This window comes from Bifidobacterium apis (genome assembly GCF_036986835.1).
Taxonomy (GTDB): Bacteria; Actinomycetota; Actinomycetes; order Actinomycetales; family Bifidobacteriaceae; genus Bombiscardovia; species Bombiscardovia apis_A.
This window is the reverse complement of record NZ_BTXD01000001.1, coordinates 744,114-762,938: the sequence shown is the minus strand read 5'-3', so window position 1 is coordinate 762,938 and position 18,825 is coordinate 744,114. Positions and strand designations below refer to the sequence as shown.

Below are 18,825 nucleotides of genomic sequence, written 5' to 3'. Positions count from 1 at the left end.
TCGCACAGGCATGAATACTCATTGGCGCCAATGCTCACTTCCGGGAAGTGACATCACCGCCTCAATCGATGGTACCGCCAGGCCCATAACTGCCAGGTCCTTCCTGGTACTCTTTCACAGCTTCTTGCTCTCAGCCCACGGGGTATGAGCTTGCACAGGTGCGCAAACCTCTGCTGACACTGGCGGCACCTGTACCTTGAGAGTTCAGGCGCTGACGCCATCCCCGCCAGAGCCGCCGCCACCCGTTGAGGGCGACGGCATCATCTGCTGGTAGAAGTCGTTCAGGGAAATGCCGTTGGCCAGCAGCCAGAGCCAAGCCAGGGTGAAGAGCAGGTTGATGATCAGGGCAGCCATGGCCAGCCCGTAGCCCTTCATATGCAGGTGACGTGTCCGATACATGGAAATGCCGCCGAGCAGAGCTGGAACCACAGGCATTGGAAGAAAGAGGGCCATGAAAAAGGCGATGATGGCACAGGGATCCCAGTGACCGTAGACAGGATTTTGGGAGGGATCGTTCAAATTGGGCATGCCCTGGGGAGGCCATCCCGGAGTGCCAGGACGGGCTGTTTGGGGATTACCAGGATTTCCGCCGCCACCGGGGCCCGGCTGCCCCGCCATGGGCATGGGGCGGTTGGCGGGGCTACCCTGGGACGAGTCGGATTCCTTGGCCTTGGGTTCGGGATCCGGGCGACCGTATATGTACGGATTCCATCCTGGATAACGATCGGCGCGCGCGCCGTACAAGGGCTGGTCGACCCCATCATGATCCTGGCGGTCAGGTCCACCGGCTGTGCCCTGTTCTTGAGAATCCGTCATGTCCCTCGGTCCCCTTGATGCCCGGTCAGGCGCGCAGTACGGCACCCAGACCCGCAGTCTTGTCAACGATGGCCTGGCGCAGGGATTCGCTGTCCTCGGACGTCAATGTACGGTCCGGGGCGCGGAAAGTGACTGCGAAGGCCAGCGATTTTGCATGCTCACCGATCTGATCGCCAGTGAAAACGTCGAACAGCTCGATGGATTCAAGACTAGACCCAGCCGCTTCTCTGATGGCGGAAGTCAGGTCCGCTGCCGAGACCGTGTCCGGCACGGTGAAGGCCAGATCCTGGCGGACCGGCGGGAAGGTCGAGACCGGCTTGGCCTGCAGGGGCGTGTAGTCCAGGTGGTCCAGCACCGTGTCCAGACTCAGCTCGAAGGCGGCCGAATGGGCAGGAAGGCCCAGAGCCTGATCAACCCGGGGATGCAGCTCGCCCACCATACCGGCAAGCGTGCCATCATCGAGGAGCAGTCTGGCGGTACGGCCCGGATGCCACTGATCGGGCACCTGCTCGGCCGGGGGCTGCTCCAGCCGATAGTCGGCGCCCAGCCTATCCAGAACCCGACGAGCCGATTCGACTGCATCGGTCCAATCCACATCCCTGCTGTCCTTGAGCCAGCCGTCCTCCTGGGCGCGGCCAGTCAACAGGGCCGCCACATGCAACCGCTGCTCCGGCAGACCCTGGTCGAGTCGGGCCAGATCCTCGTCGCTGGGCCGCACGCCGCCAGGAAGGGTGGGCACAGCAGGAGCCTGAGGGTCGCGGCGGAAGACATAGCCGATCTCGAAGAGACGCACATCCGTGTTGCCGCGGCGCAGGTTGCGCTCCACGGTATTGGCCAGTGGCAGCAGCAGGCTCTGCCGCAGGTAGGGCCGGTCAGCGGCCATGGGATTGGCCAGCTCCACGCTGTTGACATGGACCTCGTCAGGATCCATGCCAAAGGCCTTGAAATCATTATCGCCGACGAACGGGTAGTCCAGGACCTCGGTCAGCCCGTACTCGGCCAGGGTGTCAGCCACCCAACGGCGACGCTGCTGGCGATCGGTCAGGCCAACCGCACCAGACACCTTGGGTGATGGCACGGTGACGGGGATGCGGTCATAGCCCACCAGGCGGGCCACCTCCTCGACCAGGTCGCAACCCTCGCCCAGGTCGGGCCTCCAGGTTGGCGGGGTCACCGACAGCCGGTCCTGAGGATCACCCTGGACCGTGCAGCCGATGTCACGCAGGATGGCCACGATGCGCTGGGGCTCCACCTCCAGTCCGGTCAGACGTGCCACCTCGCTGACCGCGAAGTCGATGACCGGCATGGGCTTGGTCTGGTCCATATCCAGCGGGTCATCCAGGTCCTGGCCACCGGCAAGGCGATGCAACAGATCGGCGGCCATGGCCGCGGCGGCCGGCTGCATCTGCGGATCGACCCCACGTTCAAAGCGCTTGGAGGCCTCCGAGGGCAGCTTGTGGCGACGGGCGGTCCGGGCGATGGTCACCTGGTCGAAGTGGGCGGATTCGATCAGGATGTTCTTCGTCTGATCGGTCACCTCCCCATACAGACCGCCCATGACCCCGGCCAGACCCAGGATGCGGGAGCCCTCTTGTCCCTCGGGTGAGTCGGTGATGAGCAGATCTTCGGTGCTGAGCTCGCGATCCTTGCCATCCAGAGTTGTCAGGTGCTCGCCCTGCCTGGCCCTGCGGACGACGATGGGGCCGCTGAGCTTGTCCAGATCGTAGGCGTGCAGGGGCTGGCCCAGATCCAGCATGACGTAGTTGGTGATGTCCACCGGCAGGCTGATGGAGCGCATGCCGGCCCGAACCAGCCGACGACGTATCCAGCTGGGAGTGGCGGCTTTGGGGTCGCACCCGGTCAGGGCCCGCAGATAGTAGCGGTCACAGCCGACCTGACCATGAATGGGGTTGTTGTCCTCAACATGCACGGCCAGCGGAGCCTGATCCTCCTGAGTTGCGGAGGCTGGCACGGTCTTGTTCAGCTCGATCACCGGATCCGTGTACTCGGCGCCCGTGGAGTGGTGGTATTCCCGGGCAACCCCCCGGTAGGAGAAGGCGTAGCCACGGTCCGGGGTGATGTTGATTTCAAGCACGGGCCTGTTCATATGCAACAGGGTCATGGCATCGTCCCCGGGCTTGAGCTGATCGTACTGCTCGGGGGTGAACCCGTAATCTCGCAGCAGGATAATGCCCTGATGGTCCGAGCCCAGCCCCAGCTCACGCTCGGAGGCGCACATGCCATCCGAGATGTGGCCATAGGTCTTGCGCGGTTCGATGCGGAAATCCCCAGGCAGGACCGCCCCCGGCAGGGTCACCACCACCTTCTCGCCCGCAGCCATGTTCGGGGCCCCGCAGACGATGCCCCTGGGCACCTTGCGGCCTTGGTCGTCCACGGCGTTGTACTGCTCGCCCACATCCACATGGCACCAGTTGATGGTTTTGCCGTTCTTCTGAGGCTCGGGCTCGGCATCCACCACATAGCCGACCACGATGGGGCCGGTCACCGTGGACTGGTGGATGTCCTCTTCCTCCAGACCGACCCGGACCAGGTCCTTGGCCAACTGTTCATAGGTCAGATCCTCAGGGACCTGCACATGCTCCTTGAGCCAGTCGATATCTACCATTGGCATCTGACGGTCACTCCCCCATCTCGAACTGCTGACTGAACCGCACGTCGCCCTCGACCAGGTCGTGCATGTCATTGATGTCGTGGCGCAGGAGCAGGGTGCGCTCCATCCCCACACCGAAGGCGAAGCCTGAGTATCGCTGCGGGTCCACGCCGGCCGACCTCAGAACATTGGGGTTGACCATGCCGCAGCCTCCCCATTCGATCCATCCGGGACCGCCCTTCTTGTCGGGGAACCAGAGGTCCATCTCGGCGCTGGGCTCGGTGAAGGGGAAGTATGAGGGACGCAGTCTGGTCCGGGCCTCGGGACCGAACATGGCCACGGCGAGCTTGTCCAGGGTGCCCTTGAGGTCGGCCATGGTCAGGTGCTGATCGACCGCGATGGCTTCGCATTGGTGGAAGACCGGGGTATGGGTGGCATCCAGCTCGTCGGTACGGAAGACCCTGCCCGTGCAGGCCACGTAGAGCGGCACACCACGGGTTATCAGGGAACGGGCCTGGTCGGGCGAGGTATGGGTACGCATGACCATGTTGGACCCGACGAAACCGGCGGCGTCCCTGGCCTGGCTGCCCTTGACGTAGAAGGTGTCCTGCATCTGGCGGGCAGGATGGTCAGGGCCGAAGTTGAGGGCATCGAAGTTGTACCACTCGGCCTCCAGCTCAGGACCCTGCGCGATGCTCCAACCCATGGAGACGAAGAAGTCCTCCACGTCCTCCATGAGTTTGGACAACGGGTGGCGGGCGCCCTGGGGACGGCGGTTGACCGGCAGGGTCATGTCCACCTGTTCGGCGGCCAGGCGGCGGGACTCCTCCTCCTGGCGCAGCTGCCGCTCCTTGAGCCCGTAGGCACGGCCGAAATCAGCCTTGAGCTTGCCTGCCAGACGCCCGGCGGTCTTCTTCTGATCCGCTGGCAGCCGTCCGATGATCCGTCCGGATCCGGCCAGGGCTGAACCTGTCCCCGCATATTTGGCCTTGATCGCCTTGAGTTCTTCCAGATCGGAGGCTTCGCGAATCCTGCCGATGCCCTCGTTGACCTCGTCGGTCATCGCCGCGGGGTCGAATTCTTCCTGTGCCACCATGGACCTTTCCACTGTTGCCAATGCCGTGTCCGGGCCGCGAATCAGCGGAAATCCCGGTCGTTGACGCCTTCACATTCTTTCAATACGACTCGACATGGCCATGGCGTAGAGCAGCACCGCCGCCGAGGTGGCCAAGTTGAGTGATTCAGCCCGCCCGTATATGGGTATGCGGACGATCTGATCCATGGACTGCAGCAGGTCATTGGGCAGTCCGCGTGCCTCATTGCCGAAGAGCAGGGCCATGGGCTGACCCGCTGAATCCGGCTGTGACAGGGCGCCGCTTGCCATCAAATCAGTCAGGGAGCGGACCGGTTTGTCCGGCGTGCCATAGACATCGGCCGCCACCATGATCCGTCCCTGCCGTCTGCACAGGGCCAGGAAGTCCTCGGTGCCCATAGTTATCAGGGGTATATGAAAGGCCGATCCAGCTGTGGAGCGAATGACCTTGGGATTGGCGGGTTCCACGCACTGGTCCACAAGGATGACCGCCCTGCAACCGGCAGCGTCGGCAGTGCGAATGACGGTTCCGGCGTTGCCTGGATCACGAATCTGCCAGAAGGCTGCCACCAGGTCGGACCCCTCCCCCGTCAGGCTCCGGGAATCGTCAAGGTCCGTAGGTTGGGCCAGGAATCCGTGCGTGCGCGCCTGAGCCAGAATTCCCTGGGCATTGCCGCTGATGGCACGCATGGCCCGGGCGGAGACAAAGTGCCCGTAGCAGTCAGGAAGCTCCCGAGCCTGCTCCATGATGGCGCCTACAGTCTCGTTGAGCGGGCGCAGATGGCTTCCCCGGGCTGCAGGAGAGGACTCATCCGCCTGAATATAAAGGTCAGTCAGCAGGTCGGGACGCCAGCGGACCGCCTCGCGCACGCTCTGCGGCCCCTCTATCAGGAAGCGGCCATGACGCTGCCGGGCCCGCCGATCCTGCAGTTCAGCCAAGCGATGAACGCGTTGGGCACGGGGATTGTCAAGAAGGGTGTCATCAAAGGGCATGGGCACCACTCTAGCCCCGCCAGTCGAGAGCCCCGCAGTCCAGAAGCCTGCGGCTTCACCTCGGTGAATCTACATCTGTGGGAAAGTTCACTGAAAGAAAGGTCTTCACCCCTTGTGCTCGCCGGACAAGGGGCTAGTGTGAAAGAACCGGTCGGGTCGACCACGTCCGTCGTTGGTATGGCGCAGACCGACCATCACTCATCTGGCTTGGCCAGAATCATTGTGAGGAGACGATATGCCCGTATACACACTTCCTGATCTGCCCTACGACTACTCGGCGCTGGAGCCGTACGTGTCCGGCAAGATCATGGAACTGCACCATGACAAGCACCATCAGGCTTATGTGAACGGTGCCAACAAGGCTCTGGAGCAGATCCACGACGCGGCCGAGTCCGGCAACGTGGCTCAGTCCAACCTGCTGGAGAAGAACCTGGCCTTCAACCTGGCCGGGCACAAGAACCACTCCATCTTCTGGAAGAACATGGCCCCGGCCATCGGCCAGGAGCCCACTGGCGAGCTCAAGGCCGCCATCGAGGACCAGTTCGGGTCCTTCCAGGGCTTCCAGACCTACTTCGAGTCCATGTGCGCAGGCATCCAGGGCTCCGGCTGGGCCGTCCTTGCCTGGGATACCCTGGGCGAGCGCCTGGTCACCCTGCAGATGTACGACCACCAGGGCAACCTGCCCGTCACCATCTTCCCGCTGGTTCTGCTGGACCTCTGGGAGCACGCCTACTACCTGGAGTACCTGAACGACCGGGCCAGCTACGTCAAGGCCTGGTGGCACATCGTCAACTGGGAGGATGCCTCCAAGCGCTTTGACGAGGTGCGCAACATCAACACCACACTGGCCAGGTAAAAGACCAGCGCTTCCACCCACAGGCGGACCTCGGTCCTTTCCCCTCTCTGCGGGAGGCGGAAAGGACCGGGGTCCCTCCATATCCGGAGTCTGCTGCAGAAATCCCCGACAGTCAGTTGCCGAAGAAGGCGATGGAGCCGGTCAGCGCAGCCACGGTTAGGGAAATCGCGGGCACGGCCAGGCATATGAGCAGGAAGCCCGCATCACGTGGTCTGATCTGGGAGACCCGGGCATGGGTGCGCGGTGTGCTGCCGCCGAAGCCCCTGGCCTCCATGGCCGTGGCCAAGGTCGTCGAACGCCTGATGGACAGGACCAACAGGGCGAAAGCCTGTGGCATAAAGGCCTTGAAACGGTTCTCATCGCCCAGTCCACGGCTGCGACGCGAGGCGGTCAGGGCCGACCAATCATCCTTGAGAACAGTGAAGAGCCGCATACCGGCCAGCCCCCCGTAGACGAAGCGATCAGGCAGGTGGAGCACCTGGCTGAAGGCGTCGGCCAGGTCGGTAGCGTCTATTCCCAGTACGGTGATGATGGCGGGGATTCCGATGGCCAGGATTCGCAAGGCAGTGGCCAGGGCCAGATCCAGCGAGCGCTGGGTGATGTGGATCATTCCCCACTGCCAGAAGGTCGCGCCGCCGCTCTTGCCATAGAGGATGATCGCCAGGGCCGAACCTGGCGCCCCCAGGAAGATGGGCCAGGTGGATCTGACCACGCGCAGGGGCGTGAAGCCTGCCGAGCCCAGCAGCAGGAACTCCAGAATCAGGGCCGTCGTGGCCGAGACCGAGTCCAGGCTGATCAGCAGGGGCAGAGCCGCCAGAAAGGCCCCGATCAGACGGAAGGCCGGATTGATGGAGGCTATGTATGGCGACCGGCTGGCCGGCTTGACCGGCTCGTCCCGCTGGTCCATTGGTGTGACGGTCAGCCTGGCGGCAACAGTCTTCTGACGAGTCTGCAAATCTGACCCGGCTGCAGGCCAGACGGTCTTCTGGGCTCCCGGAGGCGTCATTTCCACCAGGCGGGCATCCAGGGCCTGAACCAGCTCCCGGTCGTGGGTGACCAGGATGATGCAGGCTCCCTGGTCGCGCAGGTCTGCAATCAGCTGGGCCATGCTGACCCAGGTGTTCCTGTCCTGGCCGAAGGTGGGCTCGTCAAGAATCAGCACCTGGGGTGCAGCGGCCAGGGCCGAGGCCACGGTGAGCCGCCTCTTTTCGCCGCCCGAGAGCGTGTAGGGGTTGGCTCGCCCGTACTGCCTCAGTCTGAAGCGGCCCAACAGTTCCAGGGCGCGGGTCTGGGCCTGCTCCTCGCTCATGCCGGTGCGGATAGGGGCCAGTTTGACCTCATCCAGGACCGTACCCCGGGCGAACTGATGCTCAGGATTCTGAAAGACGTAGGCGATGCGCGCGGCCAGCTGGGATGAGGTCCACCGGATGGGCTCGGGCTCCGCAGGCATCTGCCCCTGGGGTCCCCGAAGCAGGCGATCCCGGGCAAGGACCGAACCGGTCACCGGCTCCAGCAGACCAGCCAGGGTCATGGCCAAAGTGGACTTGCCGGCCCCGTTGGCCCCCACCAGGGCGGTGACCTGACCGGCCCTGAATTCCAGATTGATGTGCTCGGCCACTGCCTTGCCCTGACGACCCACCGCCAGATCCTGAGCAGCCAGCAGGACGGGATGATCATCCTGGCCGGAGCAGGATTGCCTTGACCTGGCCTGGACCCGTCCAAGCTCAGGGAGCGAATCCCCGGCGCTCCTGTAGGCTTCTGGAACCCAGACACCCAGGGATGCCAGGTCCAACCCGGAATCAGTGAAGACCTCCTGGGGGCTGCCGTCGGCCATGATCACAGTCTTGCGATAAGCCGCAGCACCCGAACCGCCGGTGCCATCTTCAACCTCGCCCAGCCCAAGCACGATGACCCGGTCGATCATGTCCATCCAAGGCCCTGCTCGGTGCTCGACCAGAACCATGGTGGAGCCTTGCCGGTCCAGGACCTTCCTGACGGCATCGACTATCTGCTCGACGCCGACCGGGTCCAGGTTGGCCGTAGGTTCGTCCAATAAGAGCAGCCCAGGCTGCATGGCCAGGGCGCCGGCCAGGGCCAGACGCTGCATCTGCCCTCCGCTCAGGTGCATGGTGGACCGGGTCAGTTGCAGGTCAGCCAAACCCACCTCGGCCATGGCCTTCCGCACCCGTGGCCAAATCTCCTGGCGGGGCAGCCCCATGTTCTCGGGCCCGAAGGCCACATTGTCACCCAACCGTTGAAAGATGGCCTGAGCATCCGGGTCCTGCAGGACCAGGCCCACACGCCCCCGGCTGGAGACAGCGGGATTACCGTCAATCAGGACCTGGCCCTGGGTCACCCCGCCCTCGTCATCCTCTACCTGGTCCTGGCTGCTCTGCGGGGCATGATCGCCCAGCAACCCGGCCACACCCTCAAGGATTGTCGATTTGCCAATGCCGGAAGCTCCCAGCAGAAGCACCCGCTGACCTGCAGGAATGCTCAGGGACAGATCCCTGACGGCGAAGTGGTTCCGGTAGGCATGCCGATAACCCCAGCCGCGCAGTTCCAAGGCCGCTGGTCGGTAGGGGTTGTCCTGGATGCTCTGGTCCACGCTCGGGCCTCTACTTCCCGACCGTACGAATATCGCGGCCGGAGGCGAAGCGGTCCAGAGCCCCGGTCGCGGCGATGGCCTTATAGAGGTACCAAACCAGCACTCCGGCAATCAGAGCACCCGAAATCAGGGTGGCTATCAGATAGATCACCCCGTAGGGGCCGGTCAGGTTGATGGCCTGCAGGTGCGTGCAGAAGGAGTATAGCCAGCAGCCGAAACCAGCTGCCGCACCGGACAGCGCCACCGTGGGCATGTTCCAACGCCGATAACGCAGCAGCATGAAGACCAGCTCGGCCATGAAGCCCTGAAGCAGACCGATCAGTATGGTCTCCACAGGCACCCATTGGCTGCCCAACAGCGACTCCAGGATGGCTGCCACCAGCTCGGCGTAGACGGCAGCCCCCGGCTTGCGTACGATGACCAAAGCCAGGGGCCCGGCGAATAGGTAGAGGCCGTTGAGGATACCTCCCAGACCGGGCACAACCCCATCCAGGAAGGACCAGGGAATGGTGGTCACCATGGCGACCACCCAGTAGATGACGGCGGAGGCCACCCCGATGACCGAGGCGACGGCGATATCCACCACCCTCCACCGTTTGGAGGGGATCCTGACCTGGGAGGGGGTCCGCTCAGACTCCGGCTCCGATCCGGAAACAGTATTGTTCATGAAATGACCATCGGTCATGATCTTGTGCCTTTCCTCGGGGCGCTCCCTATGAGCGCCATCCCGTTCAGGCACGGGTCCAGTGACATCCGTGCGCCGGCATTACCCGGTAAACGTTCGTCCGGTTGAGGCTGAGCCTCCTCTCAGCCGCACGCCCTCAGGCATACGGCCCCCGTGTCACCAATAACCCTAGAACACACCGTGGCCAAAAAGTCAGTTCTGACCCGCGCCCAGGGAATCCAGCAGGAGGGCCTCGGTGATGATGTTGTCGACCAGGCCCTGCAGGGAGATGGACTCGTTCGGACTGTGGGCATTGGACTGGGGATCCTCGGGACCGGTCACCAGGACCTGGGCCTCGGGGAAGAGCCGCTTGAGTTCGGGAATGAAGGGGATGGATCCGCCCTCGCCCTTGTTGACCGGGTCGCGTCCGAAGGCCTGCCGCATGGCCTCCTCGGCCTGCCGGACCACCGGACTGCCGGCGTCCATGGCCCATCCCATGCCCATGTCGCCGGGCGTGACCTCCACCCTGGCCCCATGAGGGGCATGGGCAATCAGGAAATCGGCCAGTGCCTGCGCGGCCTGCTCGGGCCGCTGGGTGGGGGCGGTGCGCAGGGAAATGCGGAAGCGGGTCTTATCGGCCAGCACGTTGAAGGAACCCTCTACAGGGTGGGCATCGAAGCCGATCACGGCCGCCGCAGGTTTGGTCCAGAGCCGGGAGGCCAGGGAGTCGGTTCCGACCAGCCGGTAGGAGTCCACCACTCCGGCATCGGCACGCAGCTGGGCCTGGTCCAGGTCACGCTGCAGGCCGCCGATGGGTTGGCCGCCCTCCAGGCCGGGCACGGCAAGCTGGCCCTGGTCGTCATACATGGAGGCGATCAGCATGGCGGCCAGGGTGTTGGCATCCAGGATGGGCCCGCCGAACTGCCCGGAATGGACCGGGTGCTCCAGGGCTGTGACCGTGACATCCAGGTCCGCATTCCCTCGTAGGGAGGTGGTCAGGCTTGGGGTGTCCGCCGACCAGTTGCCCGAGTCGGCCACGATGATCAGGTCCGATGCGAAGTCGTCCCGATGAGCCTGGAGGAAGGGGATGAAGCTGCGCGAGCCCATCTCCTCCTCCCCCTCGATGAAGACCTTGACGTTGACGCGCAGGTCCTTGTCCAAGGCGTGCAGGGCCCCCGAGTGGATGGCGATGCCGCCGCCGTCGTCGGCCGATCCGCGTCCGTAGAGCCGTCCATCCTTCTCGACACCGGTAAAGGGATCAGTGGACCACTGGGAGGAATCGGGCACCGGCTGCACATCGTGATGGGCATAGAGAAGGACAGTCGGGGCATCGGGATCCACCTGCCGGGATCCGATCACCTCGAAGGCGCCCAGGGTGCCGTCAGGATTGGTGGCCTGGACCACCCGGGCATCCACGCCCACCTGTCTAAGCTGCCCGGCCACATAGTCGGCCGAGCGGCGCATGTGATCCCCGGTGATCCCCTTGGCCGAGACCGAGGCCAGGGCGATCTTGTCCTTGAGCAGATCGACGATCCGGCTCCTATCGTCCTGCACACGGGTGCGGATCGTCTCCAGACCCAGTCCCGCCATCGCTACCTCCTATAATTGCTTGCGTATCAATGCTTGCGAGTCTAGGCGTCACCGTAACCTGTTCGCATGACATGGAACCCCTTCTCACGCAAGGATCGACGGGACAAAGAGGCGGAGGCGGACCAGAAGGCCTCCACTGAAGAGGCACGAGGCAAGGGACGCCCCACCCCTAAGCGCAAGCAGGCCGAGGCCCGGAACCTACGCCCTCTGGTACCCAAGGACCGCAAGGCCTCACGCAAGGCCGCCAAGGCCCGGATCCGAGCCCGTGAGGATGCCCAGTACGAGGCCATGAGGACCGGCGACATCGACCACATGCCCAAGTCGGAGCGCCTTCCCTGGAGAATCTACATCCGCGACTATGTGGATGCCCGCTTCAATCTGCTGGAATGGATCTTCCCGGCCATCATCCTCATGTTCGTGGCCACCCTGATGGGTATGTTCGTGGGTCCGCAGCATTACGCCACTTTCACCATGGTGGTAACCATCTTTCTATATGGCTACCTGATCGTGGCCCTGATCGACACCTGGCTGATGTGGCGCAAGCTCAAGCGGCTGCTGATCGACAAGTTCGGCGAGCGCTCGGTGGCCAAGGGTTCACGCTCGGCCTCCTATGCATGGCAGCGGGCTATGATGGTCCGGCGCTGGCGGGTTCCCAAGCCCAGCCAGAGCAAGCGTGGGCACTGGCCTAAGTGACAGCCGGTTGTCCTGACTTACCGACCCATCGATTAGCCGCGCCGCCCGGTTCCACTTGAGGTTCCGGGCGTTCTTCGTATTCACTCCACATTCTGCTGATGGTCTTCATTCTCCCAGCCTCTACGGCTAGCATTGATTGTTATGCAGCAATCGATCAACCAACCCGGTACGCAGTCCCTGGACCCCTGGGATGCCAACAGCCGCCAGTACGACACCATCATCATCGGATCCGGCCCAGGCGGCTATGCCACGGCCCTTCGCACGGCAGAGCTGGGCGGAAGGGTGGCCCTGGTCGAGCAGGACCCTGTTGTTGGCGGTGTCTGTCTGAACCGGGGATGCATCCCCACCAAGGCCCTGCTGACCGCCACCCAGGTTCTCGAACAGGCCGACCTCGGGGCCGCCATGGGCATCAACGTCAAGTCGGCCGATATCGACTACCGGAAGCTCCAGGATTATCAGGACCGGATGGTTGATGCCATGACCGGAGGCCTGTCAAGCCTGCTGAAGCAACGCGGCATCACCGTGGTGCACGGCCACGGCACCATCGTCGGCGACGGCCTGGTAGAGGTGACCGACGATGACGGCAATCGAACCCGCCTGACAACCTGCGACACCATCCTGGCCACCGGTTCTCATGCCAGGGCCCTGGAAGAACTCCCCTTCGATGATCTGGTCATCGACACCGACCGGGCCCTGACCCTCAAGCCTTTCCCCCACCGGGCTCTGATTATCGGATCAGGGGCTGTGGCCCTGGAATTCGCCACCATTTGGAATCAAGCCGGTTGCCAGGTGACCCTGATGATCAGACGGGACCGGGTGCTCTCCCACTGGGGTCGGCGGACCGGTCAGATTCTGACCCGGGAGTTGGAGCGTCAGGGAATTCAAATCATTACCCATGCCCGCTGTTCGGGCGGGCACCATCTACCCGCTGATGGAGGCATTCAGGTCGACTACCAGCCAACGGACGACAAGGGCCAGGCGGGAACGATCGAGACCGATCTGGTCCTGGTGGCCATCGGCAGGGACCCCAATACCGATCCCGAGCACATGAAGGAGCTGGGCATCGATCTGGACGACCATGGCCAGGTCCTGACCGACTCCCAGGGGCGCACCAGCCGTGACCGGGTCTGGGCCCTGGGCGACATCACCCCGGGTCACCATCTGGCCCACAGGGCCTTCCAGCAGGGCATCACCCTGGCCGATGCCGCCTCCGGCCTGGACCCCGAGCCGGTCAACGAGGCCACCATCCCCCGCGTGGTCTTCTCCTCCCCCCAGGCCGCAGCTGTGGGCTTCAGCCGTCAGGAGGCCGAGGACGATCCATCGCTGAACCAGGTCAAGGAGACCATCTACCCCATGATGTCCAACTCGCGCATGCGCATGAGCGGCATGCAGGGCACCCTCAGTCTGATCACCGCCTGCCCGGCCACCGACATGGAGAAGCAGATGGTTGTCGGTCTGGAGATGGTATCCCCCCAGGCCTCCGAGAACATCGCCGAGGCCCAGCAGCTGGTTGGCAACCAGATCCCCCTGCACCGGGCGGCCGGGCTCATCCACCCCCATCCCACCTTCTCGGAAGCCATTGGAGAGGCCCTGCTCAAGGCTGACGGCAGACCCCTGAACATGCGATAGGCATGCGGTAGACTGGTCAACCAGTGAACGTTTCCGAGTGAGGATGGCATGGCTACAGAGGACACCAAGGGCAAAAAAGCAAAAAAGAAGACCAGCACGATCAGCCAGATCGTCAAGATCTATCAATTCACTTACGCAGAGGACAAAGCCCTTCCCTGGCTGCTGGCCGCGGCCATTCTGGTACCCACACTGATAGCGGTGGTGATCTGCCTGCTGGCCCACTTCGGCTGGCTGTCCTGGATTCTGACCGTGCTTCTGGGCATCATGGTCGGCCTGCTCCTGGCCACCATGACCCTGACCAGACGTTCCGACCGGGTCGGCTACGCCAAGATGGAGGGTCGTCCAGGCGCTGCCGCCGCCGTGCTGAGCAGCATCTCCAAGGCAGGCTTCTCCTTCCCCCAGGAACCCGTCTGGATCGACGCCAAGACCAAGGATGCCGTCTGGAGGGGCACCGGTCGCACCGGGGTCTACCTGATAGCCGAGGGCGATTACAACCGCGTCAACAAGGCCATGAACCGCGAGGAGGAGAAGATCCGCCGCATCACCCGCGGGTCTGCCATACCCATATACCGGATCAGCGTGGGCCACGGTCCCGACCAGGTTCCGCTGAACAAGCTCCAGCGCACCGTGGTCAAAAAGAAGATCAAGCTGACCGCCACCGAGCTGGAGACCCTGAACGACCGGCTGGTCACCCTGCAAAAGCGGCAGAGCGCCCTGGGAATGCCCAAGGGCATCGATCCGACCAAGATACACGTCAGCCGCAAGGCCATGCGCGGGCGCTGATGTTTTGAAGGTCCCGGCATCTTCCAGCAGGGAGGCGCCGGGACCTTCGCATGAAACACCCCCGTAACCTCAGTGGCGAATTGCCGAAAAAACCGGTCCCCTAGACTGGGTGACCGTTACGGTTTCCACGAAAGGAGCAGTTCAGTGAGCGAACTTAAGTCAAAGGCCGATTGCGAAGCTCTGATAAACCAGGAGGGCGTGGAATATGTCTCAGTCAGGTTCACGGACCTGATTGGGGTCCAGCAGCACTTCACCGTCCCCGCCAGCGAATTCCTCAAAGAGGCTTTCACGGACGGCATGGCCTTCGACGGCTCCTCCGTCCAAGGCTTCCAAGCCATCAACGAGTCCGACATGAAGCTGATTCCGGATCCTGAAACAGCCTATCTGGATCCCTTCCGCCGCCACCGCACTTTGAATGTAGCCTTCTCCATCGTGGACCCGGTGACCGACGAGCCCTACTCCCGCGACCCCCGGCAGATCGCCTCCAAGGCCGAGGCCTACCTGCGCTCCACCGGCATCGCCGACACGGCTTCCTTCGCTCCTGAGGCTGAGTTCTTCATCTTCGACAAGGTCCGCTTCGAGAACAGCATGCAACGCTCCTTCTACGAGGTCGACTCCATCGAGGCCCCCTGGAACTCGGGCGTGGATGTCGAGGAGGACGGCTCCGACAACATAGGTTTCAAGAACCGGGTCAAGAAGGGCTACTTCCCAGTACCGCCAATTGACCACTATCAGGATCTGCGCGACGACATGGTGGCCAACCTGCAGAAGGTGGGTCTGATTCTGGAGCGCTCCCATCACGAGGTGGGCGGCGCCGGCCAGCAGGAGATCAACTACCGTTTCAACACCCTGTTGCACGCTGGCGACGACCTGATGAAGTACAAGTACGTGGTCCACGAGACCGCTGCCCTGGCCGGCAAGGCGGCCACTTTCATGCCCAAGCCCATCGCCGGGGACAACGGAACCGGCATGCACTGCCACCAGTCCCTCTGGAAGGATGGCAAGCCCCTCTTCTATGACGAGAATGGCTACGGTGGGCTCTCCGACATCGCCCGCTGGTATGTGGGCGGCCTGATCGAGCATGCCTCGTCCGTCCTGGCTTTCACCAACCCCTCCACCAACTCCTACAAGCGGTTGGTGCCCGGGTATGAGGCCCCGGTCAACCTGGTCTACTCTGCCCGGAACCGTTCGGCGGCCATCCGCATCCCCCTGGCCGGAACCTCACCGGCTGCCAAGCGGATCGAGTTCCGCGCCCCCGACCCCTCCTGCAACCCCTTCCTGGCCTTCTCGGCCCAGCTGATGGCAGGACTGGACGGCATCCTCAACCACACCGAGCCTCCGGCACCCATCGACAAGGACCTCTACGAGCTGCCCCCGGAGGAGCACGCCCAGATCAAGCAGGTGCCCGGCTCCCTGGAGGAGGCCCTGAACGCCCTGGAGGAGGACCATGACTTCCTCAGCGAGGGCGACGTCTTTACCGACGACCTGATCCAGACCTGGCTGGATTTGAAGCGCGGCGAGCTGGACCAGACCCGTCTGGCCCCCACCCCCCTGGAATACGAGCTCTACTTCCACATCTGAGTTCGCATGACGACCAAGGCCGGCTGACCGGACAGGTCGCAAAAGGCCCGATTCTTCCTGCTGAGGGATCGGGCCTTTTGCGTCGTCACACAACCATCGGCATTCGCCCATTGATGGCAACACGCCAGCCCCGGCATACCGGCAGGCGGTCAGGCCAGAATGAGGAGAGGTATGGAAACAGATCCGATGGAGGTGGAGACCGATGCGCTGGCTGCGTGAGTTCATGGAGTTGCCCGTATATCTGCGAGCCATGCTCATCGTGGACCTCATGTGCAACTTCGGCATCGGCCTGGTCATGCCCATTGAGTTGCTCTTCGCCACCCACTCCCTGGGCGCCACCATGAGCGAGGCCGCCCTTCTGGTGACCATCAGCTCGGTGGGGTCCCTGATCTCCAACCCCATCATCGGATGGGTCTCGGACCGTCGCTCCTCCTGGCTGGCCATGCACACGGCCATGATCTTCTCGGTCATCGGCCCCCTGATCTTCACCATGGCCCACGACTACCGGGCAGCGGTGGCGGGCGCCTTCGTCTCGGGCCTGGGGATGGGCATGCAGACCTCCTGGGCCAGCATTCTGACACAGATCTCCACCAGGGAGCAACACCGGATCGTCTACGGAATCAACCAGGCCGAGCTCAACCTGGGCATCGGCCTGGGAGCGGCCGTGGGCGGACTGCTGGCCGCAGGCGGTCAGGACTTCCTCTATCGCATTGGTTTTGGCGGCAGGGCCCTGGGATTCGCCCTGCTCAGCCTGTCCCTGCTGGTCATCGAACGCCACTGGCAGCTGCGTCGCCTGACGGCCGAGCTCAAGGCCCAGGCGGAGCGGGAGGTCGTCCAGGAATCCGCTGGGGCCATCGGCGCCCTGCAGACTAAGCACTCGGACAACAAAGCAAGCATGGCCATCAACGGCACCTTCGGCGGACGGACCAGCTCCCTGACCAGGGTGCTGGCATCCATGGCCCTGCTGACCCTGGGCACCTTCTTCATGGACCTGTTCGGCTACTCCCAGTTCGACGCCGGCCTGGTCACCACCCTGATCTCCGATCCGCACATCCCCCGCTGGTCCCTGTCGGTGGTGGATGTGGTCAACACCTTCTCGGTGGTCATCATGAACATCGTGCTGCTGCCCCGCCTCAAGGACGCCAACCATGTGCGAATGTTGCGCACCGTACCGGTCTTCTGGGCTGCGGCCTGGGTGATCATCGTCCTGGGCCTGCGCCTGGATTCCACTGCCGGCGCCCTGAGCGTGGCATCCCTGGGCATCACCATCTTCGGGCTGGGCGAGGTCATGATGGGCATCTCCCAGCCGGTGGTGGCCGCCGAGCTGGCCGGACCCTCGTTCAGCGGGCGCATGTTTGGCCTGCTCAACACCGCCGCTTCCCTGGGCTACATCGTGGGACCCATGTTCGCCTCTTACATCCTGGCCGGGCATGAGGCCATTCCCTTCCTGGCCATGTGCGCCATCGGCCTGGTCGTGCTGGCCGTCCCCTGGTTCCTGGCCATCCCCTCGCAGCAGATCACCAGCAAGAAGAGCCCGGCCGCCGTCTGACCTCAGGCAAGGCATGGCACCGGACCGACAACTTTTAAGGGGCGGTCGATTCGAGGAGCGGTCAAAAAGGCATACCCGCAATGACCAGTCCGACAGACTGAGTTACCTCTTGAGAGTCAGTCCTCGTTTAAAGTCAGTCTTCATCGGCTGCCCTATGGGCATCGCCGGGCTCCGAACCCGCCATCAGGGTCTTGGCCAGGTCCACAAACCGTCTGGTCAGCGGAGAATCGTCCAGGGAACCATCTGGTCTGAGCACGGCCGGACGTCCGGACTCCCCCGACTCGCGCAGGTCGGTCTGCAGGGGCAGTTGTTCCAGCAGGGGCACCTGATACCCCAGATCCCGGGTCAGCTGGTCGGCCACACGCTGGCCTCCCCCCTGACCGAAGATGCGCAGACGCTCGCCATTGTGCTCGTACCAGGACATGTTTTCGATCACACCCTGGACCTTGGTGGGCAGCTGGAGGGCCACCAGCCCTGAACGCACGGCAACCTGCGAGGCCGAAGGTTGGGGGGTGGTGACCACGATCAGTCGGCTGTTGGGCAGAGCCTGGGCCACGGACAGGGCCATGTCTCCGGTGCCTGGGGCCAGATCCAGCAGGAGCACGTCGGGGTCGCCCCACCAGACATCGGAGAGGAACTGCTCCAGCGAGCGCTGCAGGCGCGGACCCCTCCAGAGGATGGCCCGATCCGAACCGGCGAACATGCCGATGGAGATCAGCTTGACCCCCCAGGCAGTGACCGGCATCAGCATGCCGTGCAGATTGGTGGGCCTGCTGTGCACGCCGAAGAGCCCAGGCAGGGAGAACCCGTAGATGTCCGCGTCGATGGCGGCCGTGTCATAACCCAGTGCTGCCAGCGTGGCCGCCAGATTGACGGTCACCGAGGACTTGCCCACGCCTCCCTTGCCCGAGGCGATGGCGAAGATGCGGGTGCCCACGCCAGGCTTGGAGAAGGGATTGCTGCGCCGGGCCGCCTTGAGGTCGGCCACCAGGTTGTCCAGCTTCTCCCGACTCATGGAGGAGACATCGATATGCGGGCGCAGCCGAGCTCGCGGATAGGAGGTCACGGTCCCGTTGATCTGGTTGGTGATGGTGGTCGACAGCGGGCATCCCTTGATGGTCAGCTCCACCCGCACGGTCACCTCATAGTCGGCCTGGACATCCCTGGCTGGCTCGACGATGATGTCGGTGATCATGCCCAGATCGGTGATGGACCGTCCCAGTTCCGGATCGATGACCCGACTGAGCCGCTCATAGACCTCCCCCTTTATTCTTCGAGGCAGCTCCTCCAGATTCCGGGTCCCTTCCTTGCGATGCTCTACTTGTTCCATGCCGTCACCATATCGCGCCCAGCCATCGG

At 63.6% G+C, this 18,825-nt stretch carries 13 protein-coding genes, 3 pseudogenes and 1 riboswitch; of the genes and pseudogenes, 6 read left to right on the top strand and 10 right to left on the bottom strand.

Annotation, left to right across the window (positions count from 1 at the left end; translation table 11 throughout):
• Positions 1-204: 204 nt before the first annotated feature.
• The 4 genes from AACP62_RS03160 to AACP62_RS03145 form a co-directional block, all read right to left on the bottom strand.
• Positions 205-816 (bottom strand): DUF4190 domain-containing protein, encoded by a 612-nt coding sequence (locus AACP62_RS03160; protein WP_288805424.1) that lies wholly within the window; start codon positions 814-816, stop codon positions 205-207.
• Between the two features lie 25 nt (positions 817-841).
• Positions 842-3,448, bottom strand: a complete 2,607-nt coding sequence (gene pheT, locus AACP62_RS03155; protein ID WP_339346246.1) for a phenylalanine--tRNA ligase subunit beta — start codon at positions 3,446-3,448, stop codon at positions 842-844.
• Between the two features lie 7 nt (positions 3,449-3,455).
• Complete coding sequence (pheS, locus tag AACP62_RS03150; protein ID WP_339346244.1) at positions 3,456-4,523, bottom strand: phenylalanine--tRNA ligase subunit alpha; 1,068 nt, start codon at positions 4,521-4,523, stop codon at positions 3,456-3,458.
• A gap of 69 nt (positions 4,524-4,592) precedes the next feature.
• On the bottom strand, positions 4,593-5,513 hold the full coding sequence (locus AACP62_RS03145; RefSeq protein WP_339346243.1) for a TrmH family RNA methyltransferase: 921 nt from the start codon (positions 5,511-5,513) through the stop codon (positions 4,593-4,595).
• 235 nt (positions 5,514-5,748) lie between these two features.
• Here AACP62_RS03145 and AACP62_RS03140 point away from each other — a divergent pair, with 235 nt between their 5' ends.
• Complete coding sequence (locus AACP62_RS03140) at positions 5,749-6,369, top strand: superoxide dismutase (RefSeq protein WP_015022073.1); 621 nt, start codon at positions 5,749-5,751, stop codon at positions 6,367-6,369.
• Positions 6,370-6,481: 112 nt separating this feature from the next.
• Here AACP62_RS03140 and AACP62_RS08345 read toward each other — a convergent pair.
• The 5 genes and pseudogenes from AACP62_RS08345 to AACP62_RS03125 form a co-directional block, all read right to left on the bottom strand.
• Positions 6,482-7,210, bottom strand: a pseudogene (locus tag AACP62_RS08345) (energy-coupling factor transporter transmembrane component T family protein); the annotation flags it as partial.
• Between the two features lie 309 nt (positions 7,211-7,519).
• Positions 7,520-8,203 (bottom strand): annotated as a pseudogene (locus tag AACP62_RS08340) (energy-coupling factor ABC transporter ATP-binding protein); the annotation flags it as partial.
• A 213-nt stretch (positions 8,204-8,416) separates the two neighbouring features.
• Positions 8,417-8,977: pseudogene (locus tag AACP62_RS08335) on the bottom strand (energy-coupling factor ABC transporter ATP-binding protein); the annotation flags it as partial.
• Positions 8,978-8,987: 10 nt separating this feature from the next.
• The gene (locus AACP62_RS03130; RefSeq protein WP_339346239.1) at positions 8,988-9,662 is read right to left on the bottom strand and encodes an ECF transporter S component; all 675 of its coding nucleotides are present in this window, start codon (positions 9,660-9,662) and stop codon (positions 8,988-8,990) included.
• Between the two features lie 49 nt (positions 9,663-9,711).
• Positions 9,712-9,827, bottom strand: a riboswitch (TPP riboswitch).
• Positions 9,828-9,854: 27 nt separating this feature from the next.
• Positions 9,855-11,231: a dipeptidase gene (locus AACP62_RS03125; protein WP_339346238.1), complete on the bottom strand. Its 1,377-nt coding sequence runs from the start codon at positions 11,229-11,231 to the stop codon at positions 9,855-9,857.
• Between the two features lie 66 nt (positions 11,232-11,297).
• Here AACP62_RS03125 and AACP62_RS03120 point away from each other — a divergent pair, with 66 nt between their 5' ends.
• The 5 genes from AACP62_RS03120 (at position 11,298) to AACP62_RS03100 (ending at position 17,466) form a co-directional block, all read left to right on the top strand.
• Positions 11,298-11,924, top strand: coding sequence for a DUF3043 domain-containing protein (locus tag AACP62_RS03120; protein WP_339346237.1), 627 nt, complete (start codon positions 11,298-11,300; stop codon positions 11,922-11,924).
• A gap of 141 nt (positions 11,925-12,065) precedes the next feature.
• Entirely contained in the window at positions 12,066-13,553 is a 1,488-nt protein-coding gene (locus tag AACP62_RS03115) for a dihydrolipoyl dehydrogenase family protein (protein ID WP_339346235.1), read from the top strand.
• 48 nt (positions 13,554-13,601) lie between these two features.
• Positions 13,602-14,336, top strand: a complete 735-nt coding sequence (locus AACP62_RS03110; RefSeq protein WP_198180000.1) for a DUF4191 domain-containing protein — start codon at positions 13,602-13,604, stop codon at positions 14,334-14,336.
• Between the two features lie 144 nt (positions 14,337-14,480).
• Positions 14,481-15,917, top strand: a complete 1,437-nt coding sequence (gene glnA, locus AACP62_RS03105) for a type I glutamate--ammonia ligase (protein ID WP_029678414.1) — start codon at positions 14,481-14,483, stop codon at positions 15,915-15,917.
• Positions 15,918-16,119: 202 nt separating this feature from the next.
• A complete protein-coding gene (locus AACP62_RS03100; protein ID WP_339346233.1) occupies positions 16,120-17,466 on the top strand; it encodes an MFS transporter in 1,347 nt (448 codons plus the stop codon).
• Between the two features lie 133 nt (positions 17,467-17,599).
• On the opposite strand, the gene AACP62_RS03095 is transcribed toward AACP62_RS03100, so the two are convergent.
• A complete protein-coding gene (locus AACP62_RS03095) occupies positions 17,600-18,796 on the bottom strand; it encodes an Mrp/NBP35 family ATP-binding protein (protein WP_198177512.1) in 1,197 nt (398 codons plus the stop codon).
• Positions 18,797-18,825 lie beyond the last annotated feature (29 nt).

What these genes read in the sequence shown, in the direction of transcription:
- AACP62_RS03160 (WP_288805424.1), bottom strand. Translation starts at nt 816, where the DNA reads ATGACGGATTCTCAAGAACAGGGCACAGCCGGTGGACCTGACCGCCAG.
- pheT (WP_339346246.1), bottom strand. Translation starts at nt 3,448, where the DNA reads ATGCCAATGGTAGATATCGACTGGCTCAAGGAGCATGTGCAGGTCCCT.
- pheS (WP_339346244.1), bottom strand. Translation starts at nt 4,523, where the DNA reads ATGGTGGCACAGGAAGAATTCGACCCCGCGGCGATGACCGACGAGGTC.
- AACP62_RS03145 (WP_339346243.1), bottom strand. Translation starts at nt 5,513, where the DNA reads ATGCCCTTTGATGACACCCTTCTTGACAATCCCCGTGCCCAACGCGTT.
- AACP62_RS03140 (WP_015022073.1), top strand. Translation starts at nt 5,749, where the DNA reads ATGCCCGTATACACACTTCCTGATCTGCCCTACGACTACTCGGCGCTG.
- AACP62_RS03130 (WP_339346239.1), bottom strand. Translation starts at nt 9,662, where the DNA reads ATGACCGATGGTCATTTCATGAACAATACTGTTTCCGGATCGGAGCCG.
- AACP62_RS03125 (WP_339346238.1), bottom strand. Translation starts at nt 11,231, where the DNA reads ATGGCGGGACTGGGTCTGGAGACGATCCGCACCCGTGTGCAGGACGAT.
- AACP62_RS03120 (WP_339346237.1), top strand. Translation starts at nt 11,298, where the DNA reads ATGACATGGAACCCCTTCTCACGCAAGGATCGACGGGACAAAGAGGCG.
- AACP62_RS03115 (WP_339346235.1), top strand. Translation starts at nt 12,066, where the DNA reads ATGCAGCAATCGATCAACCAACCCGGTACGCAGTCCCTGGACCCCTGG.
- AACP62_RS03110 (WP_198180000.1), top strand. Translation starts at nt 13,602, where the DNA reads ATGGCTACAGAGGACACCAAGGGCAAAAAAGCAAAAAAGAAGACCAGC.
- AACP62_RS03100 (WP_339346233.1), top strand. Translation starts at nt 16,120, where the DNA reads ATGCGCTGGCTGCGTGAGTTCATGGAGTTGCCCGTATATCTGCGAGCC.
- AACP62_RS03095 (WP_198177512.1), bottom strand. Translation starts at nt 18,796, where the DNA reads ATGGAACAAGTAGAGCATCGCAAGGAAGGGACCCGGAATCTGGAGGAG.